General features: G+C 37.6%; 13 protein-coding genes. 1 reads left to right on the top strand and 12 read right to left on the bottom strand.

Annotation, left to right across the window (positions count from 1 at the left end; all coding sequences use genetic code 11):
• Positions 1 to 123: 123 nt before the first annotated feature.
• The 6 genes from BAU15_RS00995 to BAU15_RS00970 all read right to left on the bottom strand — a co-directional run bounded on the left by BAU15_RS00995 (position 124) and on the right by BAU15_RS00970 (position 8345).
• The gene (locus tag BAU15_RS00995) at positions 124 to 1014 is read right to left on the bottom strand and encodes a MurR/RpiR family transcriptional regulator (protein WP_161840888.1); all 891 of its coding nucleotides are present in this window, start codon (positions 1012 to 1014) and stop codon (positions 124 to 126) included.
• 181 nt (positions 1015 to 1195) lie between these two features.
• The gene (locus BAU15_RS00990) at positions 1196 to 2371 is read right to left on the bottom strand and encodes an MFS transporter (protein WP_161840887.1); all 1176 of its coding nucleotides are present in this window, start codon (positions 2369 to 2371) and stop codon (positions 1196 to 1198) included.
• Positions 2372 to 3443: 1072 nt separating this feature from the next.
• Positions 3444 to 4703 carry a serine/threonine transporter SstT gene (sstT, locus tag BAU15_RS00985; RefSeq protein WP_161840886.1) on the bottom strand — a complete coding sequence of 420 codons (1260 nt, stop codon included), beginning with the start codon at positions 4701 to 4703 and terminating at the stop codon, positions 3444 to 3446.
• 239 nt (positions 4704 to 4942) lie between these two features.
• Positions 4943 to 6136, bottom strand: coding sequence for an MFS transporter (locus BAU15_RS00980; RefSeq protein WP_161840885.1), 1194 nt, complete (start codon positions 6134 to 6136; stop codon positions 4943 to 4945).
• 345 nt (positions 6137 to 6481) lie between these two features.
• On the bottom strand, positions 6482 to 7240 hold the full coding sequence (locus BAU15_RS00975; protein WP_161840884.1) for a class I SAM-dependent methyltransferase: 759 nt from the start codon (positions 7238 to 7240) through the stop codon (positions 6482 to 6484).
• 343 nt (positions 7241 to 7583) lie between these two features.
• Entirely contained in the window at positions 7584 to 8345 is a 762-nt protein-coding gene (locus BAU15_RS00970; RefSeq protein ID WP_161840883.1) for a formate/nitrite transporter family protein, read from the bottom strand.
• Between the two features lie 444 nt (positions 8346 to 8789).
• Here BAU15_RS00970 and BAU15_RS00965 point away from each other — a divergent pair, with 444 nt between their 5' ends.
• Complete coding sequence (locus BAU15_RS00965) at positions 8790 to 9479, top strand: metal-dependent hydrolase (protein WP_161840882.1); 690 nt, start codon at positions 8790 to 8792, stop codon at positions 9477 to 9479.
• A 229-nt stretch (positions 9480 to 9708) separates the two neighbouring features.
• Here BAU15_RS00965 and BAU15_RS00960 read toward each other — a convergent pair whose 3' ends face one another.
• From BAU15_RS00960 to BAU15_RS00935, 6 genes are all read right to left on the bottom strand, one after another.
• Positions 9709 to 12378, bottom strand: coding sequence for a hypothetical protein (locus tag BAU15_RS00960; RefSeq protein WP_161840881.1), 2670 nt, complete (start codon positions 12376 to 12378; stop codon positions 9709 to 9711).
• Between the two features lie 24 nt (positions 12379 to 12402).
• On the bottom strand, positions 12403 to 13659 hold the full coding sequence (locus BAU15_RS00955; protein WP_202622683.1) for a glycoside hydrolase family 1 protein: 1257 nt from the start codon (positions 13657 to 13659) through the stop codon (positions 12403 to 12405).
• Positions 13660 to 13687: 28 nt separating this feature from the next.
• Positions 13688 to 15043 (bottom strand): glycoside-pentoside-hexuronide (GPH):cation symporter, encoded by a 1356-nt coding sequence (locus tag BAU15_RS00950; protein ID WP_161840879.1) that lies wholly within the window; start codon positions 15041 to 15043, stop codon positions 13688 to 13690.
• Between the two features lie 232 nt (positions 15044 to 15275).
• A complete protein-coding gene (locus tag BAU15_RS00945) occupies positions 15276 to 17762 on the bottom strand; it encodes a glycoside hydrolase family 2 TIM barrel-domain containing protein (protein ID WP_161840878.1) in 2487 nt (828 codons plus the stop codon).
• A 110-nt stretch (positions 17763 to 17872) separates the two neighbouring features.
• Positions 17873 to 19075, bottom strand: coding sequence for a helix-turn-helix domain-containing protein (locus tag BAU15_RS00940; protein WP_161840877.1), 1203 nt, complete (start codon positions 19073 to 19075; stop codon positions 17873 to 17875).
• 1447 nt (positions 19076 to 20522) lie between these two features.
• Positions 20523 to 21776, bottom strand: coding sequence for an MFS transporter (locus BAU15_RS00935; protein WP_161840876.1), 1254 nt, complete (start codon positions 21774 to 21776; stop codon positions 20523 to 20525).
• Positions 21777 to 21830: the final 54 nt, after the last annotated feature.

Below are 21830 nucleotides of genomic sequence, written 5' to 3'. Positions count from 1 at the left end.
CAACCTCGCCTGTCTGTAACTTATCATGAACAGATAGCGTTTCCAATACTTCTAAGCAAAGGTGAAACAGATTCCAGATTAATTTTTTAGTGACTATTTTTCATGAAATGTATTTCACATTTTTTATAAATCTTCCGATATATCTTTAAAAGTTGTTTTTCTTTGACTTTCCAAACGACGAGACCCTTCAATTTTTATTCGCATGTTTTCTTCATAATTCAACGAGAATATTTTCGAATAGAGCACGTTTAGAATGAACTGAATGGACTCCTCAGTCGAAAAATTAGCGATTTTTGAATACAGCTTCTCCCGACTAGAAATATTCAAAACCAACGTCGAATAATCGCGTAGATAATTCTCGCCACCACTGGTAATACTAATAATCGGCACCTTACGATTCAATAAAAACTTCACATTTTTCATCGGATAGGTATCTGAATTATTGCCTGAATAAGAAATAATAATCGCACAATCCTTAGAGGTTAGCGTATTAGATATTAGCCCTGATTCATTACTATCTGCCACAAAGGCTTTTTTATGAAGGGTATTAAGATTTCGTTTAAACGCTTCACCGAAATAAGAATTGGGACTTCTGCCATAAATAATGACAGACTCCGCTTCGTTAATCAGGGTAGCCGCGCGATTAATATCTGACACCGACATCAAACTAGCTGTTTCTTTAATTGTTTGCATGCGCAAATTGGCAATATTTTCGATAATCTCCAACGTATCCGATTGACTGGCAAAAGGAATATTACTATCTATATCAAAGTGATTCGCATCAAATTGCGCCACCTCGTGGGTAAACGCATAGATAAATTCCTTCCAGCCAGAATACTCAAAATATTGCGCAAAACGAACCAGTGTCGGCTTAGACGTATGGGTCAGCTTAGCCACCTCTTCCATACTATACTCAGAAAGCTTCTCTCGATTAGCCAAAATAAATTCCCCAATCGTACGCCTCGCATCATACTGTTTAAACACAGCCTCTTCAATTCTCTGAAAAAGATACATCGTTTTCCCTCCTATTTACCTATCGCGACTGATTATTGAGCATCCTCACTCAGTTCTGATTAGTTATGATTTATAAAAATTACTCATTCCTATATCCTACTCATAGTAAGTTCTGTTCTTCAATAAAATCATTCGTTACTTAGTACTCGACAATCAAACAGTCAAAATTAAATCGTTCACTTCACTCTATCGGCTTCATAAAATAACTTAACACTAACGTTAGTAACGCCAAACTACAGAGTAGACTGCCGGTAATCAGTAATTGAGTTTCCGCTGCCAAGCTGCCACTGATTGAAGAAATCATCCGAGAAGCATACGGCGCAGCAGTCGCACCTAAGTTATACGCCAACAGCACGACAGTCGCTCCAAATTTAGCCACCGCTTCCCCACCACTCGTAAAGATATGCATGAAATACGGCATAATATTACGAAAAGCAAAGCCAAGAATAAATGAACAAGCCAGACTAGTCGGCAGCGACGTTGAAAAACAACTACCCAAAATACTTAATCCAGCCAAAGCTGCGGCCAATGGCAAAAGCCAACGATTCAATCGACCAAAGGTAAACCCAAATAAATTTCCAGCAATAAAAGCACCAGTGGCAATCGCAGCGATCATGTAGCTTCCAGCGGTCGCATCGCCAATTCCCTGTTCAATTAATAAAGGAGTAATCTGCAGGTTGTAATTAATAAATAAAAGGACAATCCAAAACAAAATAAATCCCAAGAGAAGCGTTTTTCTTTTCCGAGTAAAGGAGATTGGAGTTACTTGCACAGATGCACTATTCTTATCCGCTTGATTCTGCTGCTTCGGAATAAATAGCAAGACACAAAATAAGCTAAATAAGGCTGCACCATAGACCCAGAATGAATAAGTCCAATTTATTTTTAGCAATTGCCCAACCGCAAGCGTCATAAAAATACCGCCTAATCCCTCACAAGCACTTTCTAAGCCCAAAGCTTTGGCCTTTTTCGTTTGATCACTTTGAAATAGCTGACTAATCATTTGAATCAATAGACGATTAAATAAACCAATGCCAAAACCCAGAAGACAACGCGAAGCAACAATCAGCCAAAAATTTTGATGCTGCCAAGCTGGCAACGTACCGAATACTGACACAATCAGTAATCCAAATAGAATCGTCCCTCTTTGACCTAATTTGCGTTCGACAATCGTCGTCACAAATACGCCTACGACTAGGAACAAGGACGGAATTGTCGTTAATAGATTGACATATACTGGCGATATCCCCGGAAAATCAGCGGCAATCGCTGGAATATTCGCAGAAACAGCGGGTGCAGAATTAACAATCAAGGCAACGGATAATAGCGCAATTAATTTTGTCGAAAAAAACTTCATATCAGACTCCTACCTGTTCTTTAGTTACCAGTGGTTGCTAACTAGAGAACTCTTTCATTTTATTCTGTCTGTTCTTTCCTCTATTAAATAAGCCACCTACAAAAAGAACACGCAATTTGTTAGTTTCTATGCTATCGTCTCCCATTATCTCCGTCCAATACTCATTGCACTGGGCATGTATGCCTTGGAAGCATAGCTAATAGATTCATGATTTTAGCAAAATCAAAATCAGCTTTCTAAAAAACTTACTCAAAAAAAGAGCAAATCCTCAGATAGACTAGATACATTCGCAAGCCAAATCGCATATTCATGTTATTCTATGATTTCCACTCTGGCCTTTTAAAAAGAATAAATGGAAGAAATTATCGTTTTCTTGACTCACTTGTGGCTAGTTGTGATTCTATTTAAGAGAAAGTCGAGTAAAATCTTCACTTGTTAACGAAAACCGCTAGTTAATGCAGTAAAATACTCAAACTATCATTAATTGCTATCAATGAAAAAAATGCTCAAATTTCTATTTTCCAGATGAAAAATGAGGGGACAAAGGTGAATAGTAGCTTAATTTCAGATAGTTTCCATAAAAGTCATCAATAGAATCCTATTCTTATAGGACTTCTAAACTTTTATAAATTTCAGCCCATCTATTTAATGGATGGAAAATGTCTGTTTTTTGGCCACTTGTGGCTAGTTGCGCATCTTTCAAAGGAAAAATAGGCTGAAAAAGATGGTTTTAAGAGCAAAACGCACTAACTTAGGGGTTCTTGTTTTTTGACACTCAGTCGAACTGTTCAAAAACACCGCAACTAGCCACAAGTGGGAAAAGTACTCATTCTGGCTTCTCAGACAAATAAGAAGACTTAAAAAACAGCTGCAAAAATTTCCCCAGGCCCATCTACTAGTTATTTTATTGTACGCCAAAGAACAACGCCCTAATTCTTTACCGACAAGAATTAGGGCGTTGTTTTTTTTATTGGATGTCCGCTAAGAATCTAAGGACTGGATCCTCGTATCATTTACAAGCAACGGTCCTTAGCTCTATTTATTGTTTACTATGGTAAATACGAGACTAACTTTATGCATCCTTACTAGCAATTGCTTCTTTTACTCGTTGGTTGACGTCGACGGGTTTGCCAGCTTTTTTTAGGTCGTAAAATTCTGCGACTGCGGTGAAGAGTAAGTCACTGGCTGAATTGACGGCTGTCTCAACTGAGTCTTGGATAACACCAATCACAAAACCGATACCCACCACTTGCATCGCGATATCATTGGAAATGTTGAATAAACTACAAGCTAATGGAATTAATAACAGGCTTCCTCCAGCAATCCCAGAGACCCCAGTTGCTGAAATAGCTGATAATAAGCAAAGTAAAAATGCCAGAGTAAACGGAATTTCCATACCTAATGTATGGGCTGCCGAAAGAGTCATAATAGAAATAGTGATTGCCGCGCCCCCGCTATTGGCGGTTGCTCCTAACGGAATCGAAATGGCATAGGATTCTTTATTCAAACCTAGCTTCTCAGAGAGCTTCATATTGATGGGAATGTTGACTGCCGAGCTACGGGTAAAGAAGGCCGGAATGCCACTTTCCTTCATAGTATAAATCGTCAAGGGAAAAGGATTCTGACGTAACATAACAAAAACCATCAGAGGGTAGACGATAAATGAGACCACTAACATCGTGCCGACGACGAGCAAAATAATCTTGCTGTACTCGGCCAAACCGCTGACACCGACTTCTGCGACCGAATTATAGACCAAACCGATAATCCCGAATGGGGCAAATCGGATGATAATCTGAACGACTCGAGAAATGGCGGCGGACAAATCGCTGACCATCTTTTTCGTGCTCTCACCAACTGTGCGTAAACTGAACCCGATCAGACTAGCCCAGAAGAGGATGGCTAAATATTCTCCCTCCATCAACGCACGCACCGGATTTGAAACGGCATTTGTCAGAATTCCAGTCAAGATTCCAGCTAAATCATCAGGTGCTTCTTGACCAGTAAAGGCATCAGGCAAGACCAAATTCACAGGAAATAAATAGCAAGCCAGCACTGCCGTAAAGGCTGCGACTAGCGTAGCCAAAATATATAAGACAAAGACCGTCTTCATGTGGGTCTTCGTACCTTTTTTATGCTTCGATAAGGATTCAATAATTAAGAAGAAAACTAACAACGGAGCAATTGCCTTCAACGCCCCAATAAATAGTTCCCCTAAAACCCCGATAGCGCTCCAACTAGGTACGACCATTCCTAAAATAGCTCCAATAATAATGCCAACAATAATTTGCTGAATCAGTGAAAACCGATTCCAACCCTTCACAACTTTCATATTTACGCCCACCATTTTCTTGTTTCTAATTTTCTGAAAATTATAACAAATTTCTGAAAGTTTTACAAATAACAATCGGGATTTTATGAATAATATTTACCTTACTATTTACTTATTATTCAAAAAAACCCAATCAATACTGAAATTTCCGATTTTTTCTGCTTATTTATGCAGATTTCTTGGCTTATAAAAGAAAAGCTCTAGAAGAAAAAACTCGATTCTTCTAGAGAATATCATTTTCATTTTCCAATCAGTTGTTTCCCTCGTCGATTCAAAAATAGAGATAAAAATCCAGTTCCTAACAAAATCACGGCTGAGATGTAATAAGGATAGAAATGATTAATATCGAATAAATAGCCTGCTGCCATTGGGCCTAAGATGTTACCAAAGCTGGTAAAGGTCGAATTCAAGCCATTGATCGTACCTTGCTGTTCCCCAGCATTCTTAGATAAATAAGTTGTTACGGCAGGCCTAAATAAATCGAAAGCTAGAAATACAATAAATGTTGAAAGGATGACTACTAGATGGCTCTTGGTAAATGCGATGATGGCGATAAATAGAGCACTGGCGAAGAAGCTTAGTTGAATTAAGCCCATTTCACCAATTTTTTGGACAATCGCATCGAAGAAAAACAGCTGGCAAATCAGTGCTAGCACTCCACTGATCGTAATCACCATGGCAATTTCACCCGTTGTAAATGAAAAATTAATCGTCGCCATAATACTATAAATTGATTCAAATGACTGCAAGCCAAAAGAAGAAATCAGGATAATCACAAACAGCGAAGTAAACAATGGATTCTTCAAAATATCCATAAATGAGCCTTTGTTATGAGACGCTTCAACTGCTGCTTGAATCCGTTTCTCAGGTTCTTTCAATACCGTCAGCGTGAGGACAAAGCCAATGAACGCTAAGACGGCAGCTACATAAAATGGCACACGGATACCCATATAGGCAATAAATCCGCCAACACCAGGCCCAATAATAAAGCCACCACTGATGGCAGCGGAAACCATCCCCATCGCCTTTGGTCGCTCCGCAATAGTTGTCATATCTGCGACAAACGCTGTAACCGAAGGCATAATAAGGGCTGCCGCAATCCCACCCAGGCCTCGAGAGACATAGAAACCATTTTTCGTTTGTGCTAAGCCAAATAAGACCTCTGATAGCGAGAAGATTAACATACCAGTTGCAATCATCTTTTTTCGTCCTATTTTATCTGACAAAATACCCGCAATTGGTGAGGTAATCAGTTGGGCAATCGCAAAGATAGAAATCATCATGCCCATCGTCGCGCCAGAAAAGTGCATCTGCTCTTTCAGCTGAGGAATCACCGGAATTACCAAGCCGACTCCTAAAAAGACCAAGAACAAATTGGAAATTGCCAGGTACATCATCGTATTTTTGTTATTTTTATTGTTCACATTTCCCATATATTTTTACCTCCAGTAAAAAAACAGCCTTCAAGCATCGGCTGCTGTAAAATCAATTTGTTATTATATAAATTCAATCGCTAAGAATCTCTATCGCTCATTCTATAGTATTTATTATAATTACGCACCTCTTAGTGCTTACTTTTCCACTATTTTTTTCGCACGAATTAGCGCGGCTTTTTGTGGTAGCGAACTCTGCTTCTTTCCTTGTAATGAAAGGAGCAGAAAAGAAACTCATTTCTTCTATCTAAAAGAGAAAATCTCCCTTTCCGAATTTGACTTCGTAAAGAGAGACTTCCTTCGATAGATTTATTTACTTCAATATGGATCTAGCTACTAGATTTCTTATTTTTGCGCCACAACGATAAACCGATGTTCGCGATTTTCAATATAGCCTTGTCGTTCCAACTCTTCTTCAAGAGCCAATAGTTCTGGAAAGTTAGTTTCGACAGAAAAATCAGGAAACTCCCACGGAATGGTTTTCGCATAATAGATCAAACCGTCCATATCAAAAAAGCGCTGTGTTGGATAGCTTTCATTGGCATATAGAATTCGAAATCCCTGTTGTTTCAACTCATTTACAACAGTGGATAAATGCAACGGGAACGATAGCTTTTGAAAGCCAGGAATGAGTTTGGAAGATAGCTGTATCCCATTCAAATCACCGACTTGTTGGGTGATAAAAAATCCGCCAGGCTTCAAGACTCGAGCTACTTCCTCAATCGAAAACGACTCATGAGAATTGGTGACTAGATCAAACGACTGATCCGGAAAATTTAAGCGGTCATCTTCTTCAACAAATTGGACGTTCACTCCTTGAGGCGCTAGCTCCTTACGCAATAATTCGTAATTCGGTACCCACCCTTCAGTGACTGCCGTTAGATTCTTAGGATGGGCAAACGACTGAAGCAGCTCGCCGCCACCAGTTCCCATATCCAATAACTGATATTCGTCAGTCAAATATTGTAAGACAAACGACCGATAATCCCAAGGTGTTTCTGCCATCTCATATTTCCCTTCAAGATAGGAAAAATCCCACCCTTGAAAGTTTTTTTGATTTTCTTCACTCTGTTTCCAACTGTTTAATTTTTCATTTGTGTCCATTATATCTCTCCTCATTTATAATTTAAAATAAAGGCGATATAACCGATTGATAGGAAATGATTTTTCGTACCTCGATACAGTGCCTATCAAAATCAGCTATATCGAGGAGTTATCTCGGACAGTATACATGATTTACGAACTCCTTTTTCTGCTATTGGCAACAAACAGAATGCTTGCTACCGCTCATCTTTAGTGTAGCGGAATATTAATAGCGAGTAAACAAAAAGTGCACCCGAAACTAACACATAGTTTCGTGGCACACTTTAAAAATTTAGATAAAGAGCTACGACTGCTTACTTTAATTTCCTAAGCTAGCTCATTTATCTGATTTATTTGCAATCGATTAATGATGGTTATAACTTAAATAATAAAAGCCTGAAACAAAGATGCCGCCACCGACGATGTTACCTAAATAGACGGGTACAAAATTTTGAAGGAAGTCCATCCATGTACTGCCACCCTCAAAAATTGAGGCAGGGATCACGAAGGCGTTGGCCACGCTATGCTGAAAACCAATGGCTACAAAAACCATGACTGGGAACCAGATGCCTAATATTTTACCAGCACTATCTTTCGCCCCATAACACAGCCACAAAGCTAGACCAACGAACCAGTTACAGCCAATCCCAGAAACAAATGCTTGAAGAAATGAACTTTCAACTTTATGCTCTGCTAGACTAATAACCTGCGCTTGAAAAGCACCTGAATGGGTTAAGCCCACAAAATGACCAAAGAAGAACGCCACAAAAATTGCTCCAACCACATTAGCTAGTGTAATCACCAACCAGTTACTTACCAATTCCATAAAAGAAACTTTTTTAGCGAAAAAAGCACTGCTGACAGCCATCATATTTCCTGTAATCAATTCTCCGCCAGCTAATAAAATAACAATCAAGCCAATCGGAAAAACACTTGCACCAACCAGGCTAGCTATACTCGGCAGCTCGACTGAAATGGAAGCAGATACGCGAATATAAGCAAGATAGCCCAATGAAATCATGGCCCCACCAATAAATCCTAAAATCAATTTTGCCAATAAAGGCTTCTCAATTTTCTTTCTCCCCATAGTAATGCTCTGTTCTAAAATTTCGCTTGGATTTAACATTTCGACATCTCCTCAGTTTTTGTGAACACTTATTAGTCAATAAATTCTTCCATATCCTACTGTGATTTTTGCAACAAGTCTCAGCCATTTACTGCTTATTATAATAAAAATATCCTTTAAAATATTGCTAAAAATAACTCGTTACATTCATCACAAAAGTCTCTAGAATTTCACTCACCTTGCTAGTTTACTACACTTCAATAGCCAGCTCAATTGTATTTTTTTAATAACAAAATCAATTTAATTTTGCTTGAGAATTAATCACAAGTGACAACGAATTTGTGACTTTCTGCGACTAATCTATGTATAGATTGATTTTATGAGAGAATAACGAAGGAAATCAAGGTAGCTCTATGCAAAGCGTACGAGCATTTCACTGTAACTGACGATTGAAAGTGCTATAATACTAGAAGATTTAGTTGAATTAAGAAAGAAGGAAACAGCTTGAAAATCCATTATTTAGGTCATTCTTGTGTGTTAATTGAAAGCCAGGATACAAAAATTTTAATTGATCCTTTTTTATCACAAAATCCATTGCAGACAACGAATTATAGTGAGTTGTCCGTTGATTTTGTTGCTCTAACTCATGGCCATCATGATCATGTGGGTGACGCAGTTGCCATTGCTAAGCATAATCAGTGTCCAATCGTTGCGAGTCCAGAATTGAGTCGGGCACTTGGCGAGGAATATGATCAATTTATTCCGATGGGTGTTGGCGGCACTGTTCAGCTAAAGAATCTATCCATGAGAGCGACTATTGCCTTCCATGGTTCAGGTTTTATTAATAAAAATGGTGTGGAGGTATACAGCGGTTTCCCTGTAGGCTACGTTATTTACGACCAAGAACATCATGTGTATCACGCAGGCGACACTGCGCTATTTAGTGATATGCAGTTAATCGGCGCGGAATTTCCACTAGACGTCGCCATCTTACCCATCGGCGATCATTTTACCATGGGCATGGACGATGCGATTCGCGCAGAAAAATATTTGAACGCCAAAACCATTCTTCCTATTCATTACAATACATTCCCAGCGATTCAAATTGATCTGAAGGCATGGACCGAAAAAGTTGCTGAAGCGGGCTTTAAAACGGATGTTCTTGCTTACAATGAATCAATTACGCTGACGTAGGAAATCACCAACAATATTGGAAAATTTTAACGATTGTCTGTCACTTTTGGCAGACTTTTTGTTTTCAGTACTATGTATTGAGTGGCGAATTTGCTCTATACTTGTCTAATTTTTAAAAACTGGCCAAACAGTAAATAGCCTGATTCACTGAAGAAATCAGGCTATTTATGGTATTCATCTCTAACAAAGATATTTCCTGCTAATGATATTTTCTCTTAACACATTCACACTATTCCATATAAACATTCACCTGTCCAGTTATACCAGACTCTGACTTGGCTACTATTTTTTGTCCTCTTCTATCTGGATATTGTGACATCTCTCTTTCTAATGTTGTAGCAACCTCAATTGCTATCTCATTTTCACCAGTGATTATCGCTGACGTAACATCATACCTGAAAGGTGGTACTATTTGAATGCCCATTGATTGTTTATTAACGAATACTTCCACCCCTTCGTGTGCTTCGGTTACTTCCAAAATCACACTTGTTGGCTGTTCTTTTACTAGCAATGTATTTGAATATCTCACAATCCCAGAAAAATAGGGCTGACTCTGACTCAGAGTATCTGGTAACTTGATGGATTCTGCTTTTTGAAAAGCAGGATAGTCGATACCTTTTGCTAGGCTACGTTTCCACGGTTGAACAAAAGTAAGATTTGGTTCGATTGATTTCAGCGGCTCACTTAATTGAGTCTCTTCTATCTGTCCGTTTGTCTCAAAAACAACTAGCTTACTTTTCAAAGGTTCTATCACTAACCTAAATCCATTTTCAGTTTGTTCAAGTTTTTGACACTCATTTTCCCAAGCATCATAGAGATATCCGCTTATCGTTTCCTGGGTCGTTATTTCCCCGTGATAGATTTTTTCTCCTTCATTAACAAACATATAGATACTTGTTCCATCTTCATGCGTGTAATGGTGATAACGGATGCGATCGCCGCTAGGCGTAATTTTCACTGTAGCAATATCTATTTCTTGTAAGTAATCGAGCAACTTATTAAGTGTGACTACCTTCGCTTGCTTGATGTTATCAAGAATTTCTGGCGTCGTCTCTTCATTAGTTACTCCTTCAGGATAATCATCGATGAATAATACTTCAATCCTCTGACGAATCATTTCTGGAATCGCAGTTGCAAATTCTGCTGTCACATATTGAGAATACGGAACCACCACGACTCGATAGTTTTGTTGATTCACTGTCAAGTTTTGAGAATTAAAAGTAGTCCCATAAAACGCTTGGTCACTAAAGACATCTTGAGGTAAAATATCATATTCCATTTGATTGTCAGCTAAAATCCGACCGACTTTATGCGAGAACATGGTTTCGCCAGTCCACTCAGATTCCCCATGATAAATAATCGCTATAGGAGCTTCATGCGTCCCATCATTTAATAACTCACAGACCCGATTTGTATAAGCCATAAGAGCGCCAAAATGACGATATTGTGGATTGTGCCCATGGGCATAAAAATGTGGGGGGCAATCTGGATCTGGAAAGGCTTTAGGACTAAACGCATGAGGAACAAAATGGTTAATTCCTCTCACTAGAAAATGATCAACTAAATATTTTTCTAATCTCACACCCTCTGACCAGCCATAGTTACCAAATATTTCACACATGGCTCTGCCTTTTTTTAATGGATCAATGGCTGCTAAAGAACTGCCTAATTTTCCTAACATATAATGGAAAAATTCACCATCGCGCCTCCCTAAAATACCAGTCGTCACATTAACATCTTCTTGTTGTGGCATCACTTGTCCACCAATATCATCAATGCCTGCCATGTCTTGACCAGCTAATCCTCTAAAGTAATGCCCTAATGAAGACCCTGTTCTGGCATGTAAATTATTGTCTTCAATTAAATGGCCGATGTATTGAACGTTACGCTCGCGACACCAATCACCTATTTGCATAGAGAAGTTCTTTTTGACTAAATTGGTCACACTGTCCATATATTCGTACCTGATTTTTGCTTTTTCTTGACTTGAAAAATCATTTTCCCACAATAGAATTAAATTTTCAGCTAAACTACCTGATCTATTTTTTTGCAAATCGTGTTCAAGCTCAGCACTCCATGGCAAATCGATATCATTTCCCAACAACATATCCCAATTATAAAGATGATCATTGCCTAATTCCGGTTCATCTGAAAAGAAGCCAGCGATAGTTGTCCCAAAATCTTCTTGATACCGTTCATAATGAGGCTCATAAACAGTATCAAGTAGAACCTTGCATGACGCCTGATCCATCATATTAATATACTCACGATGATAGCCTAGATTTCGCGAAAGATGTATTAAATAAATACGCCATTCACCTTCTGGAACAGCCCATTCTATTTTGTCTTCTTTCATCAAAGAAGACAAATCTAGCTGATTTTCGCGACTATATAATCCATTGCTATCTTTTTTCCGTGCGATTATTCCCAACAAGCGATCATCGTCAAACTGCCGTTGCTCTTTAGGCAGCACATGCTGTTCAATCATATTTGGTTCAAATTCTCTTGGATGTTGCAATTCTTCTTTTGTACGCGTATAAATATCGCCCGCATGGACATCTATTTTTTGACAAGCAATACTTTGCCGGCATAACTCTTGCGGTTGTTCTTTCATAGCACCATTAGCGAATCCAGTTGGAAAATGACTATCATCTAGTATCCAGACTTTCATCTTTCTTCTGCGCGCCTCATCTAAAATAATATCTAAGTCACGCCACCACCTTTCACCCACAAAATCTGGGTGAGGGCGACTTTCAACACAGACTGCTTTAATATTACTCTTTTCGATAACATCCATGTACTTGCGAAGTGTCTCTTCATCTTCCCCATGTTGCCAGAAAAAAGGAAAAATATAATTATCTCCCTGATTATTTAATAGCTTTTCTATCTTTTTATTCATGTGCATCCCTTCCTAACAAAAAAATTAATTAAATAGTTCATCCGCTTTTGTTCCTAAAAAAGTTAAACTCTGCTTAGGTTCACGCGCCATCGTTACTCGGTTGACTGCAATCAACCCGAAAGTCTGCTTGTAGCCTAACTGCCATTCGAAATTATCGAGGAGTGACCAATAAGTATACCCAACTACTGGCAAGCCATCATCTACACATGCCTTAATGCCTTGTAGGGCAACATCAATGTATTCGATGCGTTCCTTATCATCATCTGTCGAGAGGCCATTTTCTGTAACAAATATTTCTTTTTTCCAGTGTTCATTGACAAACCGAATCACATGCTCAATCCCTTGTGGGTAAAATTCATAGCCCATTTTTGTCACTCGTATATGGTCATCCTTCTTTTCACCATTCGCATTAAAAATCTTTCGCGTATAATTTTGTACGCCTAAAAAATCATCTGCTTCAATATAAGGAAGGAAATCAATAAATTCTTCTTTATCAGCTTCAGCCTTCAACTCTTCCCCACCTATTTCACTTTGATTATCAAAAATAGACAAGGTCAGACCCACCTTCAGTTTAGGATTCACCTGTTTGATAACTTCTCGTGCTCGTTGATGACAATCAAAAGTGATCTTCTCTCCTGCTTCACTTCTCGGTGACAAGAAGGGGAATATTTGATCAGGTGGCATATTGAAAGCTTCAGAAAGTTCCATATAATATTTTTGCTGACTCTCTTTTATTTTTTCTAAATTCATACCAACCTGCACTTCATTACTCTTATTTTGTGCCATCGACAGCATCACTTTACGAATCTGGCTTCCCATATTGGCCTCATTAATCGTACAAATATAGGTTAAAAGGTCGCCTAATTCTTCGGTTATTTTCTGTGCATAATTAGCAAAGTAAGTCACTATTTCAGGACTTTCCCAACCACCTTTTTGGATTACCCAAACAGGTGATGTAAAATGGTGCAGTGTCACAACGGGAATAATCTCTTGCGCATGACAATACGCTAAAACACTCCGATAATGCTCAATTTCTTTCCGGTCAAATTGACCTTCAACTGGTTCTACGCGTGCCCACTCAATTGAAAAACGATACGTATTAAGACCAGCCTTCTTTAAATAATCAATATCTTCTTTAAACCGATTGTAATGATCGGTCGCCATACCCGATGGCTCACTGTGCGTCGTATGAGATACATTTTCCATCACCCAAGCATCAGATTGTCGATTATTTCCTTCCACTTGATGAGCAGCCGTAGCCGCACCCATCATAAACCTCATTCTCATCTACCTCTTTACCGGCTTATTTTTATTGTTTATTTGCTTTAAGTTGGTGTAATTGTTTTTCTACATCAAAGAATTGTAACAAGATGATCATAACAATCCCCATGATTGCTGGGATGAATGAATATAAACTTCGGATTGAGAATAGAGCAGCCTCCGTTTGTTGCGCATTCGCTGCCGCATACCCTGCAAGTGACATGACAAGTCCGACCACCGCACCTGATACACCTTGACCTAAATTCGTCATAAAACTTGCTAAAGCTGTTGGCAATCCTTCGATTCTACGACCATGCTTCACTTCTCCGTACTCAATACATTGCAAAATAAAATAACTATTAAGCATCGTTACAAATGAGGCACCTATCCCTGTTAGCATCACTGTCACTAAGACAACCGGGAAACTGGTTGGAAAAATGAAACGAATGACACTTGCCAAAATAGAAACACTTAAACCAATTTTCAAAAATCCAAGTGAACCAATTTTTCTAATCGCAACTGGAAATAGTAACAAAATAAGTGGCGAAACTAATCCTAACAATCCTACCATTCCGAATAAACCTAAATTCCCCATGATGTAGGTAAAGTAATAGGTTCCTACCATAGACATAGTATTTTGGACGGCATTTGCCAATAGAATAATTCCACAAAGAATAAAAATGTATTTATTTTGGAACATAATTTTCAAGTTATCTTTAAAATTATGGTCTTCGACATGGTCTTTCTGAACCACCTTACGTTCTTTGATGGTAAAGTATCGAACCATCCCTAAAATAATCATCGGAATCGCATAGATCAGAGAAATTTTAGTCCATCCATGCGCTTGACTACCAAATTTAACCATAAGATTTGGCAACGACATACTGACCATTGCTGAAACAAACATGACAAACACACCTGATATCGAAAGGATTTTGCCACGTTCTGTCTCACTTGCTACGGCTCTACCCAAATAGATTGTGTCAGTTGCCTGTAACATACTTTGACCAATCGAAGAAATTAATACAAAAATAATTAAAATATAAATCAATTTACCAACATTGCCAAAATCCGGCGCGCTAAATAGTAGAACAATCATGATCCATAAAGGAATAATTAACACCTCGTAGGGTCTTGCCTTGCCTTTTTTAAAATTATGTTTGTCGATAAAATTACCAATGAAAAAATCGGCAATCGCATCAAAAATTTTGGCAACCAGAAACAATGTTCCGACAACACCAACATTTAAGCCGAGAACCTCTGTTGAATAAAAAGTGATTTGATTTAAAATAATAACTGTTGCAGCTAAAGAAATTGAACGGGATGACCAGGCCAAAGCATACCACTTTGGTGTCTTTTTGTTTGTTTCAACTACTTCATTCACATTCGATGTATTCGCTTCCATTTTCTTATCTCCTTATTCTTTTATTTTTAGAACTACCATGCAGCTCTTTTAAACTTTTTTATCATTAGTACCATCTGCTTCTGCAAAAAAACTTCTTTCATTTATCAAATCCAACTCTCTCTCTAGTTCCCTTTTAAGTATTAATCTCACAGCTTTACTCTCGCATAAGAGAGGAATAACTAGAGAGAATTGAATTCATTTGAAAATTCACAGAGTATAATTAATGAATTTTTTATTTCACATTAAATACATATTCTTTTGTTTCTTCACCTAAGCGAACAGTCAAAGTCCCGTTACCTTCTGCTTCTGTTGCTTTTACAATGCAAAGTAAGTGTCCGTCGTAAGTTTCCCACTGCTGACTATTGAATGCAGTTCCCGAAAGTGGGTCACCTGAACCAAAGGCCAAGACTTCGATTGCCCCCTCAGCTGCCACTTCAATTGTTTGGACATCCTGCCTATTTATAGTGTCATTCTTATCCACTACAAAAAGGTCAACATAGGCTAGCTCATCTTGTGTGAGTGTTTGTTTACTAATAGTGGTGTGAAGTGTGACTTCATCTTGCTTAGCACTTTGCAGAACAAACTCTTCACTAGCAATACCCTTACGATAATTAATCGCTTTTAATTCGCCTTCTTGATAAGGCACTTCAAAATTCGCAGTATAAGCTTCTGCACTATCTTTCACACTCTTTCGCCCGATTACTTCATTATTCAGAAGCAGCTCAACTTCATCAGCGTTGGTATACACATCGACACTTGCTAACTCGTTTTCATATCCAGACCAGTTCCAACTTGAAATATTGTCTTTAAAAGACCATGGTGTAGTCATAAGCGGCAGCCCATTTTTTTCCATTCGCTTAACAGCAATATAAGGTGCTTGTCTTAACCCATATACAATTTCACGGTACAGACTGATTGGTTTTCTAACCCCCGTAATCGTAATATCCCCTGTGTTTGCCGTCCGATGAGGCCATTTTTCTCTTCCTGTTGCTCCCTCACCGTAGAAAAATCCGGCTAAGCCTGCTTCGCCAAGATAATCCAATCCAGTCCAAGTCATATCCCCAATTACATGAGCATTTTCTTTAACAATCTGCCAAAGAACTGCGATATCACTCGGAAATGTTTCTGAGCCCATTACCACCCGATTTGGGTATAACTCTATTTCTGACGCATGTCTGGCAGTCATATAATTGTAACCGACCACATCCATGCCTTCAGAAAACTCTCTAAGAGATTCGCTCGTAATTGAATGTGTCGCAATAATATCAGCCAGTTGTCCTTTCAAAATGCTCATCATACTGTTTAATTCGTTACTGCCACTTTTATCAGTGTTTTCTTGATCATTTTCTTTGGTGCGTTTTTCCATTTCAGCTTGCATTTTTTTGACGTCAGCAAAAATTAACGGTAATTTATCACTAATAGCTGTTAAAGCATTGATCGCATTTGTCGTATAGCGGGTTGAATCCAGAGCCTTAAATTTTGCTTGAATCTGACGATTTAATGCCGCGCCTTTTGCTGTGGCTGCTTCTTGGATTTCATTTCCCATACTATACATAATGACCGATGGATGATTGAAGTCCTTATTAACTAGACTTTCAACATCCTTTTCCCAGTCACGATAGAAATGATCCGAGTAATCGTAATCATTTTTTTTCGTTAACCACATATCAGACAATTCATCGATTACGAGCATGCCATAACGATCACATGCCTGTAAAAGTGCTTTACCCATTGGTTGATGGGACATCCGAATACAATTAAAACCAGCTTCTTTTAGCTTTTTAACTTTCCAAACCTCTGCGTCATAGTATTCACGCGCACCTAATATCCCATTATCATGATGCACACAAGTTCCGCGTAATTTAACCGTTTCGTTATTCAATTGAAACCCTTGAACGGAATTGATACTTATCGTTCGGATACCAATTTCTTCTACTAAACTATCGTTCGTCTCATCGGTAACTAGTTCCAGCTCCACTTGATATAAATGAGGATTCTCGGGACTCCATAATTTTGGCTCAATGACATTGATTCTTTGATGAACCGTGCTGCTTTCATTCGCCATCAGTGTGATGACCCGCTCTTCTTCGGCAACAAGTTCGTCGGCTTGATAAATTTTTGTAATTAGTTTTCCTGCTTTATTTTGTCTTAACTCATTGCGTAAAACAGATTGAATTTCAACAACAGCTAGTTCTTCACTAATTTCTGTCGTTTTAATTCTTGTTCCGTCGAGTTCAAAATAACATAAATCTGAGAGCCATAAATTGACGTTACGGTAAATCCCACTACCGGTATACCAGCGAGAATTTGGCATATCAGCGTTGTTCAAAGTAACTTTTATTTCATTCTCTTCCCCGTACTTCAGATAAGAAAGCAAATTTACGTAAAAGTTGGCATAACCATTATGCGAGATATGTGCCAAATCATCGTTAATATAGACACGAGCATTGTTATAAACACCTTCAAATTCTAATCTCACTTCTTTTTGTTGCCACTCTTTGGGAACATTTAATTTCTTAACATAGGAATAATTTCCACCCGGATAAAAACCTGACTGACTACCATTAACGGTTTCTTCATCTCTTTCCTCAAGAATCATCGCATCATGAGGTAAATCGATTGTGATCATTTCATCTGTTGCGCCATGAATTCTACCGGCCAATGAATTATCAATCCCTTTTGAAAATCCCCAAGCTTTATTTAAATTTATTTTTTTCATTTTTACTCTCCCTTCTGTCTAAAAAAAAACCGACTCCATCTACTCTTATAGTAAATGAAATCGATTTCCAAAATTGTTGTTTATTTGACTTTTTTATCATTTTTTTGACTTTAATTGTTATCAATTATTTGATATTGTTTTCGATACTGTGTTGGAGTTAGCTTAAAATGCTGTTTAAACAATTGGCTGAAGTAACTTTGAGAAGAAAAATTTAAAACTTCTGTAATTTCGATTAAAGAACGGACTGAGTATTGTAACATTTCACTAGCCGCTGTCAGTTTGCTCTCCATGATGAATTGAGACATCGTTTGTCCTGTTTCTTCTTTAAATTTTCTTGATAAGTAACTAATATTTATATTTAGCGTCTCAGCGATATTTTTAACAGTTAAATCTTGCTTAAAGATATTGTTCCAAATGTAGGCTTTTACCTGTTCTGCATAGCTTTGATTTTTACCATTTTCTTTTGCTTCTTTCACTCTCAATACAAAGTCTTCCTGAACAACATTAGAAATTTCGACCATTTTTAGTGTAGAAGTACTTTGAGAGAGCTTTTGTAAATACAATTCACTTAAGCGATAGGCTTCAGATGCACTCATGCCCCCTCTTATCGCTGCTCGTGTGACTAAAACAATTAAACTAACTGTTTGATACTCCAATTGTTTCATCTCAGAAAAAGCTAATTTTCCTGAAGTTCTAGGTTTTACAAAAGAGTCATCATTTTTATTTTTTATATAGTCAACATTTCCTTTTTGTATTTCACTAAGGAAATGTTGCTCGAAGAGATATGAGTAATGTTCCATATCCTCTTCCGTGCTACTACTTAGTCGATACTCGTTTATTTGTGTTAGTGGAATCATTGAATACTCTGGACTTAATGAGCTATCAAGTAATAAATCCGTTTCAGTCAGAATTTTTCTTGTAATAGTATAATAAATTAAGCTTAAATTACTCGTTAATCCTGAGAAAGAGGACTCAAAATGCACGGCCAAATTCTTACTCAATGAGAGCTTATCCCTCAGTTGAGATATCCCCATTAAAGCATCCCGCGATATCGTTGTCGCTCCAACTACATAAAAGTTTTTAGTCTGATCTTCAAAAAGAAAATAGAGAAATGATTCAGATTCCTCATGTAAAAAAGGGTGATTTTTCTCAACATACAGAGAAAAAAAATACTCAAACAACAAGCTATAATCTTTTTCACTCAATTTATTTCTGGCAGTGCTATGCACCAATTTACCTTCACGAGAAAAAATCGTTATATCTATTTGTGTAGCAGTCTGTAAATGATTGCTTATGTAAGATAAATCATTCATGGCTGACTCTCCTTTATTTCGTAGCGATTGTCATTCTTCTTATCGAATTAAATTATCATGACCTCGTAATTATCACATCCATTTTACAGTCTAAGTTGAAATTGTCCAACCTAATATGGATAGCTGACTTTACTCTATTCTTTTATTTTTTTGCTAATCAATCTTCGATAAGCATAGCATTAATACCTTCCCAGTAGCTACTTTTTTACTAAGTCCATCATAACACGACCTACATGTGCTTGGGAATCTGACTAAAACTTCACTTAAATCTCCAATAAAAAAAACAAAAGATTAATCACACATTAGGCAATCATCTATAAGCTAATCTTACAATTCTTGAGAAATCATGAATGCCTTTTTGGATATTTTGGTAAACAGTCATTTGATTATACACCGTTAAACTCCCAATTATTGAGCTCGTCCATTACAAGCTATTTTGAACCTCTCTCGTGCCTTTTCGATTTCCTAGTAAGACAATCGCACTCCAAGATTCTTCCTTAGATAAATCTATAATCAATTTCGTGATTGTCAATTTCGCTGAATCCTTCCGGCCAATTAAGCCGTAGATGCCGTTTTTTTCACGGTTAATTAAATATTATTTGAAGTTAGATTATTTTCAAGCATTGTTATTTTGTCTTTCTCTAGTTTTACTTTATCAAGTTTTTCTTATCTCACGTAGTAACCGATTCTTAAATCGAAAAACGAGAAAAATTTGGTATACTTAATGTTTTGGGGTCTAATTTTGGATTTTCATTTTATTTTTTATCAAAAACCTTAAAAACCACTTTTTTCCCTACAAATCTTGAGAGAATTTTTTGGACGATACTTTTAGTCTTCTTTCAGTAGATAATCTATTCAAACCTAAATTCAGATGTGTTATATATCCCGGTAAATTGAATGCCGCATTTACCATGTTCATAACTCTGCGAGTGAATTTTTGGGAGTTCCTTATCTCCACCGAAACAACGGTCATCTATCAAGGAACCAAAATTAATAACAATAAGCGTGTTCAATTTAAATATCATATTCCATACAGACTGTTTCTTGAAGTTTCCCTGAAATTACTTTTGAATGTATTTTTAAGCATTATCTTATTGATCATTTTACTCAAGTTAATAGTTACCACATCTAGCAGTAGGGATTCCTGGAATCAAAAATTTCTGCAGTCCCCAGGAGGGGGATTATGAATTACTAGCTGTGCACTTATTTTCTACAGATAGTTTGAACTAATCTAGCAATGAGATCAACGATCTTTGTTGAGCTGCTTGCGACCAGACTGCGAACTTTTTAATGAAAGGAATCCCGGATGCGGCACAGATTATGAGCCAGATACAAAGCACTGAAAAAAACTATCCTAAGAAAATTCCTAGCACTTGAAATAGTTAAACATTCTAAAAAACAGACCACCCACCATTAAACTCAGTGAGTGATCCATTTCAATTTTCTTTTAGTTGCTGTTGCCGGCGATTTTTAGTTCGTTTTCTTTCTTTTCATGGTATTTATTAATTAAGTAAAAAATCAGCGTTCCCACGAAAATAATTCCAATTGCTAAATAAAATGCATAAACTTTTGTTCCAGTTGCATCAGAAATCATTCCAGTAACTGAGGGTACGATAACCGAGGCTAACATACCGAAGAAGTTAAATACACCATATGTAGTAGCAATACTTTTTTTAGGTGCAAACTGACCTAACCATGAAATAATGATTGGCTCAACTGCTAGCTTGCCTAAGAATCCATAGGCCATAATTCCAATAATCAATAAGGTTTGATTTTTTGTCGTGATCGTCATGAACAAGACGCTCGCTGCTAATACTTCTAATAAAATGATGATCATTGTCTTCTTATGAGGAATTTTATCCGCAATACGACTGAAGAATAATGCCCCAGGAATCGCTGTAAAGAATACTAATGAAGAGGCGATACCAATAGCTGTTCCTTGGAAATGACGTTCTGTCTCCAAAAAGTTTGGCAACCATGTATCAATCAAATAATACGTATATAAGGTTGAAAAGTAGAGAATATAAGCGGCAATCATCGGTAGCTTGAACAAGTCTTTGATGGAGCTCTCAGCTTTGACTTCAGTGCTGACTTCCTTTACTACGACTGGTGCTTCGCTGCGAATAAATTTTTTGAACACAAAAAGCATAACCACGATTAGAAGAGCCGTGATGAAAAGTAGCGACTGCCATGGTAGGACCCCTTCTCCCACTAAAAAGCTAGAAGAAACTAACCCTAAACCACTACCGACTGCCGTTCCACTATTTACAATTGCTGTTGCTAAACTCTTTTTATTGGCTGGAACATATTCGGTCGTCAATGAATAGGCTACCCCATAATAAGTCCCACAACCTAGACCCGCAAGGATACTTCCGATAAAGACCGTCGATAAACTTTGCGAAATCCCAACAATCAATGCACCCACACCGAAAAGTAAGAATCCGGGAATCAAGATTTTCTTTTTCCCAAAACGGTCAACTAAAATACCTGAAGGAATCTGCATACAGACATATCCTAGAAAATAAAAGCTAGAGATATTACCCAAACTTGCATCACTAGCCCCACCAAAATAATTACTAATAATCGGATAAATTGGCGTCAATACCGTCCGGTAAATCCAAATAACAATCCACCCAGCTGTTAATACAAAAATAATCTGCTTCCAATAGGGAGCTCGTTTTGTTCCTATTTGTTCTTCCATTTCTTACGTCCTCCCTTAAATCAAAAATCACGATGAACCACGTAGAAACTCACG

It is taken from the genome of Candidatus Enterococcus huntleyi, from assembly GCF_009933175.1.
Taxonomy (GTDB): Bacteria; Bacillota; Bacilli; order Lactobacillales; family Enterococcaceae; genus Enterococcus_K; species Enterococcus_K huntleyi.
This window is presented reverse-complemented; position numbering and strand designations above follow the sequence as displayed.